Here is a 17,246-nt window from a genome sequence, read left to right on the forward strand (position 1 = left end):
CTGCCGAGGTAGGCGTACCAGGGCCGTTCTCTGCGCGGCGGAGGACCAGCGCCCCTGGTAGGTGGGCCCGCCGACTGCGCCCAGGTTCAGCGAAGGGGCGCGGAGCGGAGAGAAAAGTAGTAGTCACCGACTGCCGACAGGTAGTCGGGATCACCTGTCTCGCTGTCGGTGGTGAATCGGGGAGCGGCTTTGATCTCCTCCCGGGACGGTACGACCTTTACCGTCTGCGCCCTGGTGTCGATGGCAATGACGGCACCGGCCGGGATCAGGACGCTTCTGCCGAACTTCCACACACCGGTGTCGACGACCAGGTGCTGCATGCCGGGCTGGTCCTGCTGCCGGTCTACATGGCCGATGCTCCCGTCCGCGGCCTCCACGGTGAAGCCCACCAGCGACTGACCGTACGTATGACCGCTGTCCTGCGCGTACACCCACATGCTGCTCACAGACCTAGCCCTTCGTCCCGGCCAACCGCGGACGGTGGCCTGGTCTCCTACTACGGTCTCTCCTTTCCCTGCCACGCGCCGAGCAATCAGGCTTTCGATGCGATGGTCGGTGCGTAGGCAAGTCAAGTCGGCTGCCGGCGGTGCGGGTTGGGTGGTGGCGCCCGCGACCGCTGAGGCCCTGCGGCAGAGGCGGCCGTTGTGCGCAAGGCGGGCCAGGGGCGGCCCGAAGAAGTACGGCAGCAGTGTCCGGAGACGTGGAGCAATCGTTCTGGCACATGTGACGAATGATCTTGGGGCCGAATCGGACCACGGCGCACCGACCGGCAGCGGCAAGCGCAGAACTGGCCCTCGCCTTCCGGAACAAGCGCGCGGCAGACATTCCAGCAGCCCGGCCCACGCCCGAGGGCAGGCCTCTGACGAAGCGATCGCTCCCCTTACTCGCCCGTCCGCGGACCCCCGAGGCCCCACGCCTGCGCGCTTGCCGCCACCGTGATGTGTCTGGACTGGTTCGGAGCCGGCTCCACCCGCCGCGACGCGGACCACGGAGCCGACGTCTCCGAAGCTTCCCCGACGGTAGGACAGCACATCTCTCCCCCACCACCCGCAGGGCCTGGAGCTGAAGGTGCCCGGCCGGACGCATCCCCGTAACGGAGCATGTGCCGAGCGCAAGGACCGACTCGATACGGAGGTGAGCCGACTCGTCTCCCTCTCGGAGCAGGCGTCCGGAGGCAGGAGGAGTGTTGGCTGCGGTGCCGCTCACAGGCGGTTCAGCGCCTCCGGCAACAGGGCTTCAGCGCTGTCCTGCCCGGAGCGGCAGCGCGGGAAGGCCTGCCAATGTTCGACGAATATAATCGGCCTCATGTCGAAGCCTGACGCGCTGCTTTTTGACGTTGTCGCCCTGGTGGAGTCCGGGCGCAGCAATCAGATGCCTCTGACCGTGGTCGCCGGTGGAGTGTGGTCACGGGCCGGCTGGCTCCCGAAGCCGTCTGGCGGCAGCGGGTGTCGGAGGTCCTTGCGGACTCGGCCCGCCTGAGCGGCTTTTCCGCCACGTTCACCAGCGCTGCACCCGAGGAAGGGCCGCCCACGCATCTGCACTTTCACGTGGCGCGGATTTTGCAAGGCGCGGTGGGGATCCCGGAGACGGGCGGGATGTACCGGGTCGCGATCGAGGACGTCAGCGCCTGGACGATGGGCGACTTCAGCTATTCCGACCACTGACCCGCTGCCTCGCCGGGTCACCTCGATACGCGGTGAGGGTCCGGCCGGACCCTCACCCATGCTTGCCGACCGGCTCGCGCCTGCCCGTCCGTCAGGCGGCCACAGGGGCGCCGAGCATCGCGGATGCCTGCTGCATCGGGTTGAGAGCCCGGGTGGGTGCGGGGGCCTGGGGAAGTTCGCGGCAGGTGAAGCCGAGTTGGGTCATGGCCCGCAGGACTTCTCCGGCGCTGAAGTCGCGGCGGTCCTGGCGTGTGATGACCTGTCCGACCTGCTTGACGGGGTAGGTGCGTCGGCCGATGATCACCGAGTCGCCGGAGGCGTGCTCGGGCTTGATGCCCTTCATCGATTCCAGGACGCCGCTCCTGGTCAGGTCGAACGGGAATCGGGCGATGACACAGCGCATGTTGCCTCACAGGGAGAGAAGCGAAGAGGGAGAGGTCCTGCTGCGGTGGGCACGGCTCAGCGGGCAAGGGCGAATACGCCCAGGGCACTGCCGTGTTCGTCGACTACAGGCAGGGCATCGACGTCGCTGTAGCGCATCATGTGGCCGGCTTCGACCATGGTGGTCACGGGCGAGGTGAACGGCCCTCGGTCGCCGAGAATGTCCCGCAGCCGGACCCTGTCCGAGTACGCGGAGCCGTCACGATCTGCTGCAAGCTGGGCGTGGGTGACCAGTCCGGTACACCGGCCTGTGTCGTCGCAGACCAGCAGATGCCCGGTACGAGCACTGGCCATGACGGACAGGGCCACCTCGACGGTCATGTCGTCACTGACCTGCGGCCCGGCGGTGTCCATGGCGTCGGCCACCGTCCTGCCGACGGCAGTGGCATGCGTCGTGCCGGGCTGCATCTGGACGAGCGTCAAAAGGTACCTCCTGCAGTGGTGGGTGAGTTTCCGGATCACGGAGTTCTCAGGCCGCCGCGTCGAAGGAGGACTGATGTGTGGTCACGCGCCGGGCTGCCGAGGCGGGGCTGCGCCGGCCGCGAGAGGATGCGCTGCGGCTGCGCTCGCGCCGCGCGGCCACTGGCGCGGTGATCGTCACGGGAATGCCTGAGGGGGTCTGGGCGCCGGTGATGCGGCCGAGTGCCTCTTCGCCGGAGCGGACCTGGGTGGTCTGGGGCACGATGCCGGCGGCGGTCATGAGGCGGGTCATGTCGCGGCGCTGGTTGGGGGTGACCAGGGTGACGACGCTGCCGGACTCCCCTGCCCGCGCGGTACGGCCGCCGCGGTGGAGGTAGTCCTTGTGGTCGGTCGGCGGGTCGACGTTGACGACGAGGTCGAGGTTGTCGACGTGGATGCCGCGGGCGGCGACGTTCGTGGCCACGAGCACGGTGACGTGCCCGGTCTTGAACTGGGTCAGGGTCCGGGTGCGCTGCGACTGCGCCTTTCCGCCGTGCAGAGCCGCCGCCCGCACTCCGCTGGCCAGCAGGTGGTCGGTGAGCTTGTCCACGGCCCGCTTGGTGTCTAGGAACATGATCACCCGGCCGTCTCGGGCCGCGATCTCGGTGGTCGTACGGTTCTTGTCCGCGCCATGCACGTGGAGCACGTGGTGCTCCATCGTCGTGACCGCGCCGGCGGAGGGGTCGACGGAGTGGACGACCGGGTCGCTGAGATAGCGGCGGACCAAGCGGTCGACATTGCGGTCCAGGGTGGCGGAGAACAGCATCCGCTGGCCCTCGGGGCGGACCTGGTCCAGCAGCTCGGTGACCTGGGGCATGAAGCCCATGTCAGCCATCTGGTCGGCCTCGTCCAGGACGGTGATCGCGACCTGGTCGAGTCGGCAGTCACCGCGGTCGATGAGGTCCTTGAGCCGGCCCGGCGTCGCCACGACGACCTCGGCGCCCATGCGCAGCGCGTTGGCCTGCCTGCCGATCGACATTCCGCCGACGACGGTGGCCAGGCGCAGCTTGACCGAGCGGGCGTACGGGGTGAGCGCGTCGGTCACCTGCTGGGCCAGCTCACGCGTCGGCACGAGGACCAGGGCCAGCGGCTGGCGGGGCTCCGCACGCTGACCCGCGGTGCGGGCCAGCAGGGCCAGGCCGAACGCGAGAGTCTTGCCGGACCCGGTGCGCCCACGGCCCAGGGCATCGCGGCCGGCGAGGGTGTTGGGCAGGGTCGCCCCCTGGATCGGGAACGGAACGCTCACCCCCTGCGCGGTCAGCGCCGCCAACAGCTGCCCCGGCATGTCGAGATCGGCGAACGCCTCGACCGCGGGCAGCGCGGGAGTGACCGTGACCGGCAGAGCGAACTCGCCCTGTGCCGCGGTGGGCCTCCGCCCCTGGCCACCCGAGCGGCCCGAACCGCCGGAACGGGCCGGGGCAGTCGAACGGGTCGGGGCGGTCGAGTTGAAGCGGCTGCCGCCTCGACCGGAGTCGGCGGTACGACTGTGTGCGCGCGCAGAGCGGTTGTTCGTACGTGTGGGGTTCATTCAGAACCTTCCTTGATACGGCACGTATCAAGGAATTCCCGCAGCGGAAGAACAGCGCAAGGAATCACAAGAACGGGCCGAGCGAAATGTAAAATCAAATGAGACCTGCGGTTTATCCCGGAGTGGGATACAGGTCATGGAATGAGTGACACCATAGGGACGAGAAAGCCAGCCCGCTGGCGAGTGGGACTCCGCAGGAGTGGGCAGCGACTCTGCGGTCGAAGGCCCTGCCGCAGGTGGCCCCGATCCGGGAGGGTGCCCGTAGCTGGGTCCCGGACCCGGAAGGATGCGGGACCCAGCTACGAAGTGCGCGTCACGTCAGGCGGGAACGATGTTCTCGGCCGTCGGGCCCTTCTGGCTCGGTGCGATGTCGAAGGTGACCTTCTGGCCTTCGAGCAGCTCGCGGAAGCCCTGGGCGGCTATGTTCGAGAAGTGGGCGAACACGTCAGCGCCGCCACCGTCCTGCTCGATGAAGCCGAAACCCTTCGCCGCGTTGAACCACTTCACAGTGCCTGATGCCATGTCACATCTCCTTCGGGGGGGCAGGTACGCCGAGACCCGTGATGTGCGGATCCCGCGTCGCCGCGATGATGCCCCGACCGGAGGAAACCGGAAATACAGTGAAGCGTCCGCTGATCGAAAATGCCCAGGCAGAGGCTTGAAGTTTTGGGAACCACAACTGCAACTGAGATCGACAGTAGCATGCCGTAATGATCCGCGTACGGTGAATAACTCCACTCTGTTTGCCGCCGTAATAACACTCCTGGCACAGCGCGTTGAACCCTCATGCCGTGGCCATAGATATTGGCCCACCCTGAGCACAGCGTTGCAGGAAGGACGCTTCCTTTTCATAGCGCGAGGATGTCGGCCACTCGAAGTGGGTAGCGCGTCGCCCGCCGGACGAAGGGTCAGGGAAGGCACACCTGGTAGGGCTATCACGAGCTGAGCAGTACGCCTCGGGGCAACATTGGTGCTGCAGCCGGAGGCCTTCACTGTGATGAAGCCGCCTCGCAGAGGCCGTCCCGACCAGCCGATGGACATCCTGCGCGCAGAAGCCGCGGCACGACAGAGCGCCCACGCCCAAGGCGAGGGCGCACTTTCGAGCATGACAACCGCAGCGGGAGACAGCCCTTGAGCGAACTCCCGGCAGGTGGGTGGGGCATCTGGCGGTCTTCCACCGGGCACACAGGGCTTCAGGCTGCGGGTGGCGTGCTGGGCGGCTTGGTGTCTCGGTGGTGTTCGGCGTTGATGCGCTGGGCTTCTTCGAGTTGGTCCTCAAGGATGACGATGCGGCAGGCGGCCTCGATCGGGGTGCCGGCGTCGACGAGTTCGCGGGCGCGGGCGGCGATGCGGAGCTGGTAGCGGGAGTAGCGGCGGTGCCCGCCCGCGGAGCGCAGGGGTGTGATGAGGTGCGCCTCGCCGATGGCGCGGAGGAATCCCTGTGTGGTGTTGAGCATCTCGGCTGCCCGGCCCATGGTGTAGGCGGGGTAGTCGTCGTCGTCGAGGCGGCCGAACGAGTCGTCTGCTGTCATCTGTACCTTCCTGTGGCACACGCGTGGGAGGGGCCCTGGTGTCATTGGCACCAGGGCCCCGAAGGAACTGCTACACCATCAGCCGGCCTTGATCGGCTACGCCGGCTCTGTGTTTCCGCATACCTGCCGGGAAGAGGTCCCGGGGCTGCGGGGATCGCGGTTGCTTGACCGGAGACCACCTCACTCACGATGTCCTGCGGTACCCGGGCCCACATCGTTCGCCCGGGCGATCCTGATGGCGCTCTGGCTCCTCCGTTCCTTCCCTCTGGACAATCAACTTTTGTACTCCTGGTGGCCTTTCGGAGCGCCACTTCGACAGCCAGCCCCGTCGCCCGTCCTGCATCTGCTCTGGCTTAGAACCCCACTGCCGAACCTCCCGGCACGCGCGCCGCAGCCTGACGCCATTTACCGAGGAACCACTGGTACTGCCGACTGCACTTGCGTACTGCGGTCCTGCTCACGGCGGCCCCTGAAAACCGTGGGCCACCCGGTCCGGTCGCCAGCCCCGTCACCATCGTGCAACAACCCTGGCTTCGGAACTCCGCCACCGCACCGACCTGCAACTGCTGAGTACTGCTGTCTGGCAGTTCAACTCTGCCAAACTCTATTGTCCTTCTTGGCTACGAGAGAAACCATAACCACCCCGCACGCCAATGTCTACATCAGCCGGAACAGATTTCCAGGCGTCGGTCGTGGAGACTATCCGGTCCAGCCGCCGCCGGAGCACGAGCTGGCCATCCCGGCCGAGCCCATTGCACCCTGACCAGGACCGCTAACCAAGCAGTCAGCCTCTCCGACCGTGCCGTCGATCCGATGGACACGCTCCACAGTCAGGGCGCATCCAGGTGGAGCGCGGCAGACCGGGGCACAGCACTGCGGCAGACAGGCCACGGCACTCAGGACAGGTTTGCTGGTGGGCTCGAAGAGCGCGACGTCTCTCCCGTCCGGACGGGAGTTCATCGAAGCGCTCATCCCAACGATCCCAACGGGAGCCGTCGGCACGGTGATCCCAGTCGTCTCGGAGCTCGTCATCAAGGCGTTGCGTCGCGGCGGCGGCACCTGTGCCTGGTCGCCTGCCAGGACAGCAGCTCGGTGGCCGCCCACGACAACAGCCCGCGGGCCCCACGCATGCGGACCCCTCGGCTGAAAGCCCGTCAGCACCTTCCCGCCCGGTACGACGGCGCCTGAGCCCGCTGCTTGAAGTCATCACGGTTGGTTGCGCCCTGGGCCGTCGCCGAGAGGGGCGGCAGGTCAGGATGCGGCCAGGAGGATGGCGATGTAGTGCGCGGCGAAGGCTGCCACAGTGAGCGCGTGGAAGACCTCATGGAAGCCGAACCAGCGAGGTGAGGGGTCGGGGCGCTGGAGTGCGTAGACGACCGCGCCCGCGCTGTAGAGGAGCCCGCCGGCCACGATCAGTGTGAGTACGGCCGCTCCTCCGGTGTGCAGGAAGTCGGCCAGGTACCACACCGGCGCCCACCCCAAAACCAGGTAGCACGGGGTGTACAGCCAGCGTGGCGCTCCGACCCAGAGGACCCGGAACGCGATGCCGGCCAATGCGCCGACCCACACGGTCCACAGCAGCACGGACCTGTCGTTGGGCGGTAGAAGCAGCACGGCCAGGGGGGTGCAGGTGCCGGCGATGATCAGGAAGATGTTGGCGTGGTCGAGACGTCGCAGGAGAGCCTCGCCCAGCGGCCCCCAGGTACCGCGGTGGTAGACGGCACTCGTCGAGAACAGCAGCCAGGCAGTGACCGCGTACACGGCGCAGGCCCAGACCGCCTGCGGCGTGCGAGCCAGCCAGATGAGCGCGATGCCCGCAATCAATGAGGCGGGGACCATCCCCGCATGCAGCCAGCCACGCAGCCTCGGCTTGACCGGCTCCACCAGGTCGACAGCCTGCTCCACCAGAGCAGCGACCAGATGACCACTATTCGCTCCATCGTCACCCGGTGCTTTGCGGGGCAGAGCGGCTTCGCCGCGCTCTCCACGCCCTGAGCCGACGTGGACAGTTCCGGCTTCAGCTGCATCGCGGGGCATAGCTGCCCGACCTCCACCGGACTCATGGGCGTCACTGGCAATCATGCGCTCATGCTACGAAAACCCACGCGAAACCCTTCAAGAGGTCCGGGCGAAAGGGGGCGTGTCGCCGAGGCGGGACCGAAGCCGTCAGACGAACCCCCGCGACCCGATGTCGGTTGGGCCTTCCGGAGCCGAGTAGACCGATCGGCCGTGGGGAACGCTCAGGGCTTCCGAACCGGCATCTCCGCTCGCCTACCCGCAAGGAGCGCCCATGCTTCCTGAAGTTCGTCCCCACCTGTCCACCCCTCTGACCGATCAGTTGGAACATCAGCTGGGCCCCGCTTCGGAAACCATCCAGCTTGACGTGGAACGCATCGCAGGCATCGCAGTCGTCGCAGCTGCCCACTCCGGTGGCTACGCGGCAATTGGCCATCTCCTCGGACTACTGGCCGCACTCCCCGCCCCCACCGAGGCAGGGGAACGCTTCTGGTCGGACCTGTGGAGGTCCTCCGGCACCGCCTACCTACTGCCCGCCACCATCAAAGCCGGCGTACTCGAGTCGCTTTCAGGCGAGGGAACCACCCTGGCCCGACAGATTCTCTCAGCCGTCGACGAGATGACCCCGCCCCAACGCAACGCAGCCGGAGAGGTCATCGGCCAAGCCCTCATCGAGTCCGACCACCTCCCCGACCTCAAGACACAGGTCGTCGGCGAACTATGGCTCCGCGATCTCGAACTCACCGCCTGGCACGTCCTGCACGCCGACCGCAGGTCGGACGATCCTGTCGGGCGGAGCGCTTTCCTCAAGGCTTGGTCCAACGTCTGAAAGCGAGCTCTCGCGCTTGGAAGTCATCTCAATTGGCTGGGTAAACTGGGGGCCGTGGCGGGGATTGTTGAGCGGTTAATGCCGGATCAGTTGTGGAGTTGTTCCAGCGGGTAGTACCGGAGGTGCCGACTCGGCCGCAGGGCGGAGGCCGGCGTCGGCACGGCGACCGCGAGGTCTTGGCCGCGATCGTGTTCGTCGCGGTGTCGGGCTGCACGTGGCAGCAGCTGCCCGCAACATCATTCGGACCGTCCGGTGCCACGGCCCATCGCCGGTTCACCGAGCGGACGAAGGCCAGGGTCTGGGCCAAGCTGCACCGCCTGGTCCTGGACAAACTCGGCTCCCAAGGGGAGCTGGACTGGTCGCGGTGCGCGATCGACTCGGTGAACACGCGAGCCCTCCCCTCGGCCTGTACGTGAACCGGGCCGACGACCACCACGCCCGGGTGCGGACTTGGCAGCGCGACGGGCCGCCCCGCAGGGCGGAGCAGTTGAGCAGGCAGCGTTCCGAGTCTGCGCTATTGGGGGATGATGACCAGGGTGCTGCCGTGGCCACCGCGGGCGTCGACGTGGTCGTGTGCCTTGGCGATGTCGTCCAGCGGGTGTCGGTCGCCGACGGCGACGGTGAGGGCGCCGATGGCGGCTGCGGAGGTGAGGTCGCGGGCGGGCCTGGCGCTTGGCCTCGGCGGGGAAGTCGTCGAGCCGAGCAGCCGCAGGGTGACGTTGTTGAACAGCAGCGGCCAGGAGGGGATCTCCGTGCGGTCCGTGCGGGTGGCGTAGGCGACGATGACGGCGTTGCCGAGACCGGCGTTGTCGGACAGCGCGACCTCGACGATCCGGTCGACGCCCCGCGGCGCTGCGCAGAAGGGAGTAGGCGCCCAGCAATGGACACCGGTGTGTGGACTCTGGTGCAGAGGTATGTACGGGTGAGCTGCAGGGGGATCCGAGAATTTCACTACTACGCTTACCTCATGCCGAATGCCACGTCACACTTCGCCAGCTACCTACCGCGGCCAGCATCCCGCCCGGCGCCGGCCTCCCCCGAACTAGGGTCTGTTTCATAAGCCCGCCTCGAGAAGCGGTCAGTCAGCGGCAAGGATGTCGGAAAGGCTGACGGCAGGGCGGCCGAGCGTTGCTGTAAGCACACGCTGCTGGCGTTCGGTCAAAGAGGCTACGAAGATCACCGCGTCGGCATTGGCCTGGCTGCACGCCTGAGCCACCTCGCGGACCTTTCCGTAGCTCAGCAGGGTCCGCGAGGAATATGGCAGGCTCATCTTCTGAACCCCGCCGTCCGAGACGCCTCGCCGCTGCACGAGCTGCATGGCCACCCAGGCGCCCCGTGCTGCCAGCTCTTGGGCTGCAGAGGCCATGAGGCCTTCGAAGTTCTTCTGCTTCGCTGAGAAGTACCCAACCAGCACCACGTCAGCTCCGGCGGCCGTGAACTGCGAAGACTGGCGTCGGGCTCGCTCCGATGACTCGCGGCGAGCAAGGCGCCGGTCGCGCCGTCTGGGCTGGTGCATGGACCACAGGCTAGAACCCCGGTCACCTGCAGCGATACCGCGTTTCCGATGGCCGGGGCCGACCAGGGAGATCAGAGTCATTCGTTGATGATGGCGATGGTGACGGTGGCCTCGTAGCGAACGGCGAGCTTGTCGTACCTGGTGGCCACCGCGCGATGGCGCTTGAGGCGGTTGATCCCGCACTCGACCGCGTGGCGCTCTCGGTAGTCGATCTTGTCGAACTTCGGCGGACGCCCACCGTGGGCGCCCAGCTTCTTGCGGTTGCGGATCTGGTCGGACTTCTCCGGGATCGTGCAGCGGATCCCACGTCTGCGCAGGTAGTCGCGGTTGGCTCGGGACCCGTAGGCCTTGTCAGCCCTCACCCGTTCAGGACGCCGACGCGGCCTGCCGACGCCCACGCGCGGCACCCGGATGCACTCCAGGACCGGTTGGAACTCGGGGCTGTCGTGCCGCTGGCCAGCCGTGATCAGGAACGACAACGGCTTCTGTCCGTGCTCGACTGCCAAGTGCACCTTCGTGGTCAGACCACCGCGCGAGCGTCCGAGCCCGTGGTCGGCGGGCTCGACTGCGACTCCGCCAGGTTTGTCCCGCTGCAGGTCCCCCTTTTGCGGGCGTCGGCCGCATGCTGATGCGCCCGCGCGACCGTCGAGTCCACGCTCACGTCCCAGGTGATCAGGCCTCTCGCGTCGGCTTCGGCCTGCAACTGGGTGAGGATCCGGCTCCAGGTGCCGTCGCGCTGCCAGCGCCGGAAGAGGCCGTAGACGGTCTCCCGCGCGCCGTAGCGGGTGGGAACGTCGCGCCAGGGCACACCTGTCCGCGTCCGCCAACGTATGCCGTTGATCAGCTGCTGCTTGGACCAGACCGGAGGCCGCCCCGGCTTCTTGCCCACCGGCAACAACGACTCCAGCCTGGCCCATTGCTCGCTCGTCAGATCTCCACGCCCCACAGGTGGATCATGGCAGGTCTTGATCCACTTATGAAACAGGCCCTAGATGATTGAGTCCAAGGGTTCGTAGCCGTAGGCCGCCAGCGAGCGGTGTCGCATGTCGCTGCCATCGCTCGCCCAGCACGTGCAAGGCGTGCCCGTTTCATCCTGGCGGTCAGCGGAGAGAACGTGACGCATGCTTCGGCAACTCGGAGGAGGTCTCGTGGTCGGGGCCTTGCTTGGGAATGGCCTTGAGTCTCCAGTGACTGGAGACAGCAGAGTGGGGGACATGAACGTTACGACCCTCTACTCGATCGGGGAGCTTTCCCGGCGGACCGGCTTGTCTGTGAGGACCATCCGGTTCTACTCCGATTCGGGGGTGGTAGCGCCGACCACCCGTAGTCCCGCCGGCTATCGGCTCTACGACCTCGACGCACTGTTTCGTCTGGAACTCCTCCGCACACTGCGCGAGCTGGGCATGGACCTGGCCACGATTCAACGGGTACTGGACCGCGAGCTCTCGGTGGCGGAAGTCGCCGCGGCGCACGCCGACGCCATGGACGTCCAAATCCGGGTGCTGCAACTGCGTCGGAGCGTTCTGCGAGTCGTGGCCAGACGCGGGTCCAGTCCCGAGGAGACCGCACTCATGCACAGGCTCACACAGTTGTCCGGCGAGGAACGCCAACGTTTGATCGACGATTTCGTGGATGGCACCTTCGGCACAGTGGATGCCGACCCGACCGCGGTGGCCATGGTTCGCGCTGCCACTCCCGACCTCCCCGATAATCCGACCAGCGAGCAGATCGCCGCGTGGGTGGAGCTCGCCGAGCTGGTCGGCGACGAGGATTTCCGTGCCCGGATGCGCCGGACGGCCGTACGTCAGGCCGCCGGGCGCCCGCTCGACATCGAATGCGATGCCGGCGAGGAACTGATGGAATTCACCCGTCAGAAGGTGGCCGAGGCCATGGCGTCGGGCATCGACCCGCTCGGCGACAGGGGCGCACCCGTCATCGACGACCTCGTGCACCGCTTCGCCGAGGTGCTCGCGCGCACTCCTGACACGGAATTCCGGGACTGGATGGCCCAGCAGTTCGAAGAGGCGCACGATCCCCGGGTAGGCCGATACTGGCGGCTGGTGTGGATCGTCAACGGCTGGCAGGTAGTACTGAACCTGATCCCGGTGTACCCCTGGCTCATCCAGGCCCTGCGAAATGACCGTGACGCATAGTCACCGCAGTGGGCACGCCCCGGATCCCTGAATGAGTCCAGGGGATCGCCTGCGGACATGAGACAAGGGTGTCCAACGTCGATGTGTGACTATCGACCTGGACACCCTCGCAACGGCACTCTATGCCCGGATTGACGACGAGTTGAAGGCTTCTCCGTGGCTGACGCCGTGGCGGCGTGCCGTCGGAATCACGCCCACGCTCAGTGACGCCGAGCTGATCACGCTCGCGGTCATGTCGGCGCTGCTCGGATACACCTCTGAGCGGCGCTGGCTTCGCCGCGTCGGGCGGGACTTCGGCCACCTGTTTCCCTACGTGCCCCAGTAGTCCGGCTACAACAAGCGGCTGCGCGCCGCGTTCTCACTGCTCACCAGCATGATCCGGATCGTGGCCCGCGATACCTCACTGTCGAGCGACGATGTGTGGATGGTCAACTCCACACCGGTCGGTTGCGGTTGCTTCCGTGAGACGGCCAAACGCTCGGACCTGGCAGGCTGGGCCCAGTACGGCTACTGCGCATCACACTCGCGATACTTCTGGGGGCTGCGACTGCACCTGGTGTGCACACTCGGCGGACTGCCGGTCCTGTTCGCACTCACCGGGGCCAAGGCGGACGAGCGCGAAACGCTGCGCGACATGCTCGATACCGCGCCAGACGTCCTCGCCGTTCACCCCGGGCAGACGATCATCGGGGACAAGAACTACTTCGGCCGCGAGCTACGCGGACCTGGGAGCGGGCTGACGGCAGACCGACGATGCAATGGAGCCTCGCAAGCGATGGATCTCGGCAGATCCTTCCTCCTACCCGAGGTTGGCCGGACCGTGCGCCGTCGGCATCGAGGCGGCCCACAGACGACGGCGCTGGCACGGAGGCGGGCGGCACAGTGGTTCGACTCGGCCGGCGGCGGCCGAGGACCCGGAAGGAAGGCGTACAAAAGCGCGGCCTGCGAAGTGGCCTTCAGGCCAGAGCTTGGGTGAGATCGTCGTACAGGGAGAAAAGCTCGGCTGCCCCGGTGATCTGCAGGACCCGTCGAAGGGGAAGGCTGGGGTTCACGAGCCGTAGCTCGATGCCGCGCTCGTGAGTCTCCTGCCGGGCCTGCAAGAACACGTTGAGGCCGCTGGAGTCGCAGAAGCCGACGGCGGCCAGATCGATAACCAGCAGGCGCAGGGGTGGATCCATACGCCACGCACTGGCCAGGGACTGTTTGAGGGGATCGAGCTGATGGAGGTCGAGCTCTCCGGTCACGCTCAGGACGCGCACGCCGTCGTCGGTGTCATGGGCAGTGACGGTCAGCACCGAGCGGCTCGCCGGACGGTTGGCAGGTGTCATGGAACCAGCTCTCCTCATCGGGTCATGCTTTCACCGGAATATGCTGCCGTAACTTTGGGCGATCCCGCGTTCGAAGACGCCGCGGCAACCCTCGGGCTCTCTCCGCCTGCCCCGGGACCGCTCGGGAGGTCGGCTGGACCCGGCCCGCATGTGCCTTCGCGGTCAGTGACCATCCAGGGCAGGCCGCGTCGGTGACAGCGCGGACGCGTCGGTGAGGCTGGCACCGGTGTCGGCGTCACGCTGGGAATGGCTGATGCCGTGCCAGTCCAGACAGATGATGGTCGCGTCGTCCTGCAGATGGCCCTCACCGGCGTCGACGACCGCGCCGATCAGGGAACGGGCAGCTTCGCGGGGGTGCAGGGCGCCGGTGCGGACAATAATGTCCGGCAGGTCCAGGGCCTTGACGTTGCGCTCCAGCATGCCGTCGCTGAGCATCACCAGCCGATCCCCGGGCCTCAGATCCAGCGCCTGCACCCGGTAGTCGTGCGGGGCCTGGACACCGAAGGGCAGATCGACCTCAGGGGCAATCTCCTGCACCTGGCCGTCGCGCAGCCTCAGCGGCCACGGATGCCCGGCGTTGACGAACTCGGTTGTGCCGTCGCGCAGGCTGATCCGCAGAAGCTGACCGGTCACATATCCCGGTTGGTAGTGCCCCCGCAACGCCCGGTCGGCCTGGCGTGCCTGTTCCACCAAATCGGCGCCCGCCCGCCGTGCCCGGCGCAGGGCGCCCACCGCCAGCGTGGCCAGCAGCGCGGCCCGCACGTCATGACCCATGGCATCGGTGATCGACAGCTGCACACTGTCGCGGTCCAGGACGTAGTCGAAGGTGTCGCCCCCCACGTGATCGGCCGGCTCCAGTGCCCCCGCCACCGCGAACTGCGCCGCCTCGCACGTCAGCGACATCGGGAGCAGCCGGTGCTGGATCTCCGCGGCCAGACTCAGCGGCAGGGTGCGCCGCCCCCATTGATACAGGTCGGTGAAGGACCGGTTGGCGATGACGACATACGCGAGAGCGTGCGCCGCCTCACCGACCTCCCGCAGTACCGATGTGTCCGGCGCGACGGGCAGGAACAGCTCCAGGAGCCCGATGGCGTCGCCACGGTTGGTCACCGGAGCCACAACCTGAACCAACGCTCCTGGGCCAGCATCCTCCACCGCCGGACGCTGGGTGCGGATCACATCGTCGTAGACGGTGCCCGCCAACGGGATACGCCGGGCCTGCTCCCCGGTCTCGACACTGCCCGCAGCGCCGAGGCGCACCACCGAGCTGCCCGTGAAGTCGGTGATCAGGAACGACACAGCCACCGCCCCGAGCCGGTCCTTGAGAATCCGGGCGACCACATCCAGGGACTCCGTCGGAGGCGCGGTCTCCGCCGCCTGCAACATCTCCGCCAGCGTCGTCCCAGCGCCTCCACGACCCGCACCCCCGTCATGGCGGGAAACCTTCCCGTTGCCGGCGTCCGGCTCGCTCACGGTCACTACGGCACCTCACTGCTCGACAGAACCCAAGGCAACACCCTCAGGCATGGGTTGTCCGTGCCAGTTGCGCCCCGGACAGACCATCGTGCCACGGGGAACCCACCGCAGCCGCAGCCGACCGTCACCCACCTCGGCTAGTGCCCGCCCCAGAGGCTCTACACACGTACGAACGGCGCCGATCCCGACGGACGAGAATCCACAAACCAACCCTGCCAGACGATCTACACCTCAGGCTGCCGCCCCGCCACCAGCCCAGGCACCCCGAAACGCCGACAACCGGCTGTCACCGGGAGAAACGAGCACACGACATGCCCTGCCCCGGGTGCGCGCAAACCGCCGAGGGCCGGCAGGCACGCCCCAGCTCAGGCCGCAGTTTCCCGGTTCACTGGGTCGGCGCCGCGGTGGTGTTCGGCGTTGATCCGCTGGGCTTCCTCGAGCTGGTCTTCGAGGATGACGATGCGGCAGGCCGCTTCGATGGGGGTGCCCTGATCGACGAGTTCCCGGGCACGCGCGGCGATACGCAGCTGGTAGCGGGAGTAGCGGCGGTGGCCGCCCGCGGAGCGCAGCGGGGTGATCAGGCGGTGCTCGCCGATCGCGCGCAGGAAGCTCTGGGTGGTGCCGAGGAGTTCGGCGGCCCGGCCCATCGTGTAGGCGGGGTAATCATCGTCATCGAGACGGCCGAACGAATCGTCTGCTGTCACTTGCACCTCTCTGTGGAACACGTGGAGGGGCCCTGGTGCCTATCGCACCAGGGCCCCGAAGGAACTGCTACACCATCTGCCGGCCCTGGAACTGCGCCGGCCTACTGTGTCCGCGTGGCCGCCCAAAAAGCGGGCGGGATGCGGGGATCGCAAATTGCGTGACCGGAGACCACCTGCCTATCGATGTCCTGCGGTACCCGGGCTCGAGACATCCGCCCCGGGCGATCCTGATGGCGCCTCAACTCCTCCGTTCTTCCCTCTGAATCAACTCTGTACTGGTACTGCGAACTACTGATTCCACTCTTCGGCAGCCAGCCCCGTCGCCCGTCCTTCGTCTGCTCTGGCTTAGAACCCCACTGCCGAACCTCCCGGTACGCGCGCCCGCAGTCGACGCCTTCACCGAGGTACTACTCACTTCACTTCACTGCTGAGCACTACGAACTGCACTTACGGGTAATGCCACTGCGGTACTGCTCGCGGCGGCCCCTGAAAACTGCGGGCCGCCCGGTCCGGTCGTCAGTCCCGTCGCCGTCCTGCAACCACCCTGGCTTCGAAACTCCACCACCGCACCGACCTGCTGGTGACCTGAGTAAGCACCACTCTCCGACAGCCAGCCCCGTCGCCCGTCCTGCAACCACTCTGGCTTAGAACCCCACTGCCGAACTTCCCGGTACGCGCGCCGCAGCCTGACGCCATTTACCGAGGGACCACTGGTACTGCCGACTGCACTCGGGTACTGCTCGCGGCGGCCCCTGATCACTGCGGGCCGCCCGGTCCGGTCGTCAGCCCCGTCACCATCTTGCGAAACCCTGGCTTCGGAACTCCACCACCGCACCGACCTGCACTTACGTGTACTGCTTCCCGGCAGTTCATCTCTGCCGGGCCTGCTCGACCTCTTGGCTACGGGGAAAACAATAACCACAGCGAAGCGCGGATGTCTACTCCCGCTAGGACAGGTTTTCTGTGAGGGCTGACAGTGCAGAGCTGTGGTCCGCGCCGCTTGGAAACTGCCCCGGCCCGCACCCTCCCGAGGTGTGGAGACCGCCGGATCGGGCAGGTGGGGTAAGACGTCACAAGCGGTACAACCGATCACACGTGGGGTGTACGCGCATGAACAGCACCATGATCAGCATTACCTCGACACCCCCCGTACCGACCGTGGTCCAGGGCGACAACGCAGTCGGCATCAGCCAGGCCCGCCGGGCTGCCCGCGCCTTCACCGATCGCCTCACCCCCGCGCCCGGCCCGGACATGGCTGACACTCTCGTCCTGGTGGTCTCCGAGCTCGTCACCAACGCCCTGCGCCACGGTGGCGGCCACTACACCCTGGAACTGACCGCCGGCCCCGACACGGTCACCGCCGCGGTCAGCGACCCCAACCCGGCACACCCGCGCGAGCGCAACCCCGATCTGGGCGGCGGCAGCGGCGGCTTCGGCTGGCACATGATCCGCCGCCTCACCCACCACCTGACCATCACCCCCGGCCCCGGTTACGGCAAAACCATCCACGCCCAGCTCCCCCGCTGACAGCAACCGGATCCGCGTCGTGCTACCGCAGGACAGTTGACCATCCCTCGTAGCGCAGAGCCCTTGGGGCAAT

Annotated in this window: 16 protein-coding genes and 3 pseudogenes; 6 read left to right on the forward strand and 13 right to left on the reverse strand. The window is 67.2% G+C overall.

Annotated features, from left to right (window positions below):
- Positions 1-86 precede the first annotated feature (86 nt).
- A complete protein-coding gene (locus ACFYPA_RS34745; protein WP_389136564.1) occupies positions 87-437 on the reverse strand; it encodes a PRC-barrel domain containing protein in 351 nt (116 codons plus the stop codon).
- A gap of 868 nt (positions 438-1,305) precedes the next feature.
- Between ACFYPA_RS34745 and ACFYPA_RS34750 the strand changes: the two are divergent.
- A pseudogene (locus ACFYPA_RS34750) lies at positions 1,306-1,664 on the forward strand (hypothetical protein).
- 91 nt (positions 1,665-1,755) lie between these two features.
- On the opposite strand, the gene ACFYPA_RS34755 reads toward ACFYPA_RS34750, so the two are convergent.
- The 6 genes from ACFYPA_RS34755 to ACFYPA_RS34780 form a co-directional block, all read right to left on the reverse strand.
- On the reverse strand, positions 1,756-2,067 hold the full coding sequence (locus tag ACFYPA_RS34755; protein WP_359312355.1) for an SCO5918 family protein: 312 nt from the start codon (positions 2,065-2,067) through the stop codon (positions 1,756-1,758).
- A gap of 56 nt (positions 2,068-2,123) precedes the next feature.
- The gene (locus ACFYPA_RS34760) at positions 2,124-2,528 is read right to left on the reverse strand and encodes a CBS domain-containing protein (RefSeq protein ID WP_359086514.1); all 405 of its coding nucleotides are present in this window, start codon (positions 2,526-2,528) and stop codon (positions 2,124-2,126) included.
- A 46-nt stretch (positions 2,529-2,574) separates the two neighbouring features.
- Positions 2,575-4,092, reverse strand: coding sequence for a DEAD/DEAH box helicase (locus ACFYPA_RS34765; protein ID WP_359312352.1), 1,518 nt, complete (start codon positions 4,090-4,092; stop codon positions 2,575-2,577).
- Between the two features lie 318 nt (positions 4,093-4,410).
- On the reverse strand, positions 4,411-4,614 hold the full coding sequence (locus ACFYPA_RS34770) for a cold-shock protein (RefSeq protein ID WP_056786685.1): 204 nt from the start codon (positions 4,612-4,614) through the stop codon (positions 4,411-4,413).
- Between the two features lie 671 nt (positions 4,615-5,285).
- Positions 5,286-5,624: a MerR family transcriptional regulator gene (locus ACFYPA_RS34775; protein WP_389136511.1), complete on the reverse strand. Its 339-nt coding sequence runs from the start codon at positions 5,622-5,624 to the stop codon at positions 5,286-5,288.
- 1,251 nt (positions 5,625-6,875) lie between these two features.
- On the reverse strand, positions 6,876-7,529 hold the full coding sequence (locus tag ACFYPA_RS34780; RefSeq protein WP_389136514.1) for a hemolysin III family protein: 654 nt from the start codon (positions 7,527-7,529) through the stop codon (positions 6,876-6,878).
- A 385-nt stretch (positions 7,530-7,914) separates the two neighbouring features.
- Between ACFYPA_RS34780 and ACFYPA_RS34785 the strand changes: the two genes are divergently transcribed.
- Complete coding sequence (locus ACFYPA_RS34785) at positions 7,915-8,469, forward strand: hypothetical protein (protein WP_359086506.1); 555 nt, start codon at positions 7,915-7,917, stop codon at positions 8,467-8,469.
- Between the two features lie 78 nt (positions 8,470-8,547).
- A pseudogene (locus ACFYPA_RS34790) lies at positions 8,548-8,882 on the forward strand (transposase); the annotation flags it as partial.
- A gap of 101 nt (positions 8,883-8,983) precedes the next feature.
- Here ACFYPA_RS34790 and ACFYPA_RS34795 read toward each other — a convergent pair.
- The 3 genes from ACFYPA_RS34795 to ACFYPA_RS34805 form a co-directional block, all read right to left on the reverse strand.
- Positions 8,984-9,421, reverse strand: a complete 438-nt coding sequence (locus ACFYPA_RS34795; protein WP_389136518.1) for a hypothetical protein — start codon at positions 9,419-9,421, stop codon at positions 8,984-8,986.
- Between the two features lie 126 nt (positions 9,422-9,547).
- On the reverse strand, positions 9,548-9,985 hold the full coding sequence (locus ACFYPA_RS34800) for a hypothetical protein (protein WP_389136520.1): 438 nt from the start codon (positions 9,983-9,985) through the stop codon (positions 9,548-9,550).
- Between the two features lie 77 nt (positions 9,986-10,062).
- Positions 10,063-10,931, reverse strand: a protein-coding gene (locus ACFYPA_RS34805; protein ID WP_389136523.1) for an IS5 family transposase whose coding sequence is annotated in 2 segments (ribosomal slippage) — positions 10,063-10,539 and positions 10,542-10,931 — 867 coding nt in all. Because the reading frame shifts where the segments join, the coding sequence is not laid out codon by codon here.
- A gap of 268 nt (positions 10,932-11,199) precedes the next feature.
- On the opposite strand from ACFYPA_RS34805, the gene ACFYPA_RS34810 reads away from it, so the two are divergent.
- Positions 11,200-12,138 (forward strand): MerR family transcriptional regulator, encoded by a 939-nt coding sequence (locus ACFYPA_RS34810; protein ID WP_389136525.1) that lies wholly within the window; start codon positions 11,200-11,202, stop codon positions 12,136-12,138.
- Between the two features lie 85 nt (positions 12,139-12,223).
- A pseudogene (locus ACFYPA_RS34815) lies at positions 12,224-12,856 on the forward strand (transposase); the annotation flags it as partial.
- 238 nt (positions 12,857-13,094) lie between these two features.
- On the opposite strand, the gene ACFYPA_RS34820 reads toward ACFYPA_RS34815, so the two are convergent.
- The 3 genes from ACFYPA_RS34820 to ACFYPA_RS34830 form a co-directional block, all read right to left on the reverse strand.
- Positions 13,095-13,466: an STAS domain-containing protein gene (locus ACFYPA_RS34820; protein WP_389136528.1), complete on the reverse strand. Its 372-nt coding sequence runs from the start codon at positions 13,464-13,466 to the stop codon at positions 13,095-13,097.
- A 162-nt stretch (positions 13,467-13,628) separates the two neighbouring features.
- Positions 13,629-14,852, reverse strand: coding sequence for a PP2C family protein-serine/threonine phosphatase (locus ACFYPA_RS34825; protein WP_389136531.1), 1,224 nt, complete (start codon positions 14,850-14,852; stop codon positions 13,629-13,631).
- A gap of 455 nt (positions 14,853-15,307) precedes the next feature.
- Positions 15,308-15,646: a MerR family transcriptional regulator gene (locus ACFYPA_RS34830; RefSeq protein ID WP_389136533.1), complete on the reverse strand. Its 339-nt coding sequence runs from the start codon at positions 15,644-15,646 to the stop codon at positions 15,308-15,310.
- A 1,110-nt stretch (positions 15,647-16,756) separates the two neighbouring features.
- Between ACFYPA_RS34830 and ACFYPA_RS34835 the strand changes: the two genes are divergently transcribed.
- Positions 16,757-17,173: an ATP-binding protein gene (locus ACFYPA_RS34835; RefSeq protein WP_389136535.1), complete on the forward strand. Its 417-nt coding sequence runs from the start codon at positions 16,757-16,759 to the stop codon at positions 17,171-17,173.
- Positions 17,174-17,246: the final 73 nt, after the last annotated feature.

This window comes from Streptomyces sp. NPDC005775, assembly GCF_042871565.1.
GTDB lineage: Bacteria > Actinomycetota > Actinomycetes > Streptomycetales > Streptomycetaceae > Streptomyces.

What these genes read in the sequence shown, in the direction of transcription:
- ACFYPA_RS34745 (WP_389136564.1), bottom strand. Translation starts at nt 437, where the DNA reads ATGTGGGTGTACGCGCAGGACAGCGGTCATACGTACGGTCAGTCGCTG.
- ACFYPA_RS34755 (WP_359312355.1), bottom strand. Translation starts at nt 2,067, where the DNA reads ATGCGCTGTGTCATCGCCCGATTCCCGTTCGACCTGACCAGGAGCGGC.
- ACFYPA_RS34765 (WP_359312352.1), bottom strand. Translation starts at nt 4,092, where the DNA reads ATGAACCCCACACGTACGAACAACCGCTCTGCGCGCGCACACAGTCGT.
- ACFYPA_RS34770 (WP_056786685.1), bottom strand. Translation starts at nt 4,614, where the DNA reads ATGGCATCAGGCACTGTGAAGTGGTTCAACGCGGCGAAGGGTTTCGGC.
- ACFYPA_RS34775 (WP_389136511.1), bottom strand. Translation starts at nt 5,624, where the DNA reads ATGACAGCAGACGACTCGTTCGGCCGCCTCGACGACGACGACTACCCC.
- ACFYPA_RS34785 (WP_359086506.1), top strand. Translation starts at nt 7,915, where the DNA reads ATGCTTCCTGAAGTTCGTCCCCACCTGTCCACCCCTCTGACCGATCAG.
- ACFYPA_RS34800 (WP_389136520.1), bottom strand. Translation starts at nt 9,985, where the DNA reads ATGCACCAGCCCAGACGGCGCGACCGGCGCCTTGCTCGCCGCGAGTCA.
- ACFYPA_RS34810 (WP_389136525.1), top strand. Translation starts at nt 11,200, where the DNA reads ATGAACGTTACGACCCTCTACTCGATCGGGGAGCTTTCCCGGCGGACC.
- ACFYPA_RS34820 (WP_389136528.1), bottom strand. Translation starts at nt 13,466, where the DNA reads ATGACACCTGCCAACCGTCCGGCGAGCCGCTCGGTGCTGACCGTCACT.
- ACFYPA_RS34825 (WP_389136531.1), bottom strand. Translation starts at nt 14,852, where the DNA reads ATGTTGCAGGCGGCGGAGACCGCGCCTCCGACGGAGTCCCTGGATGTG.
- ACFYPA_RS34835 (WP_389136535.1), top strand. Translation starts at nt 16,757, where the DNA reads ATGAACAGCACCATGATCAGCATTACCTCGACACCCCCCGTACCGACC.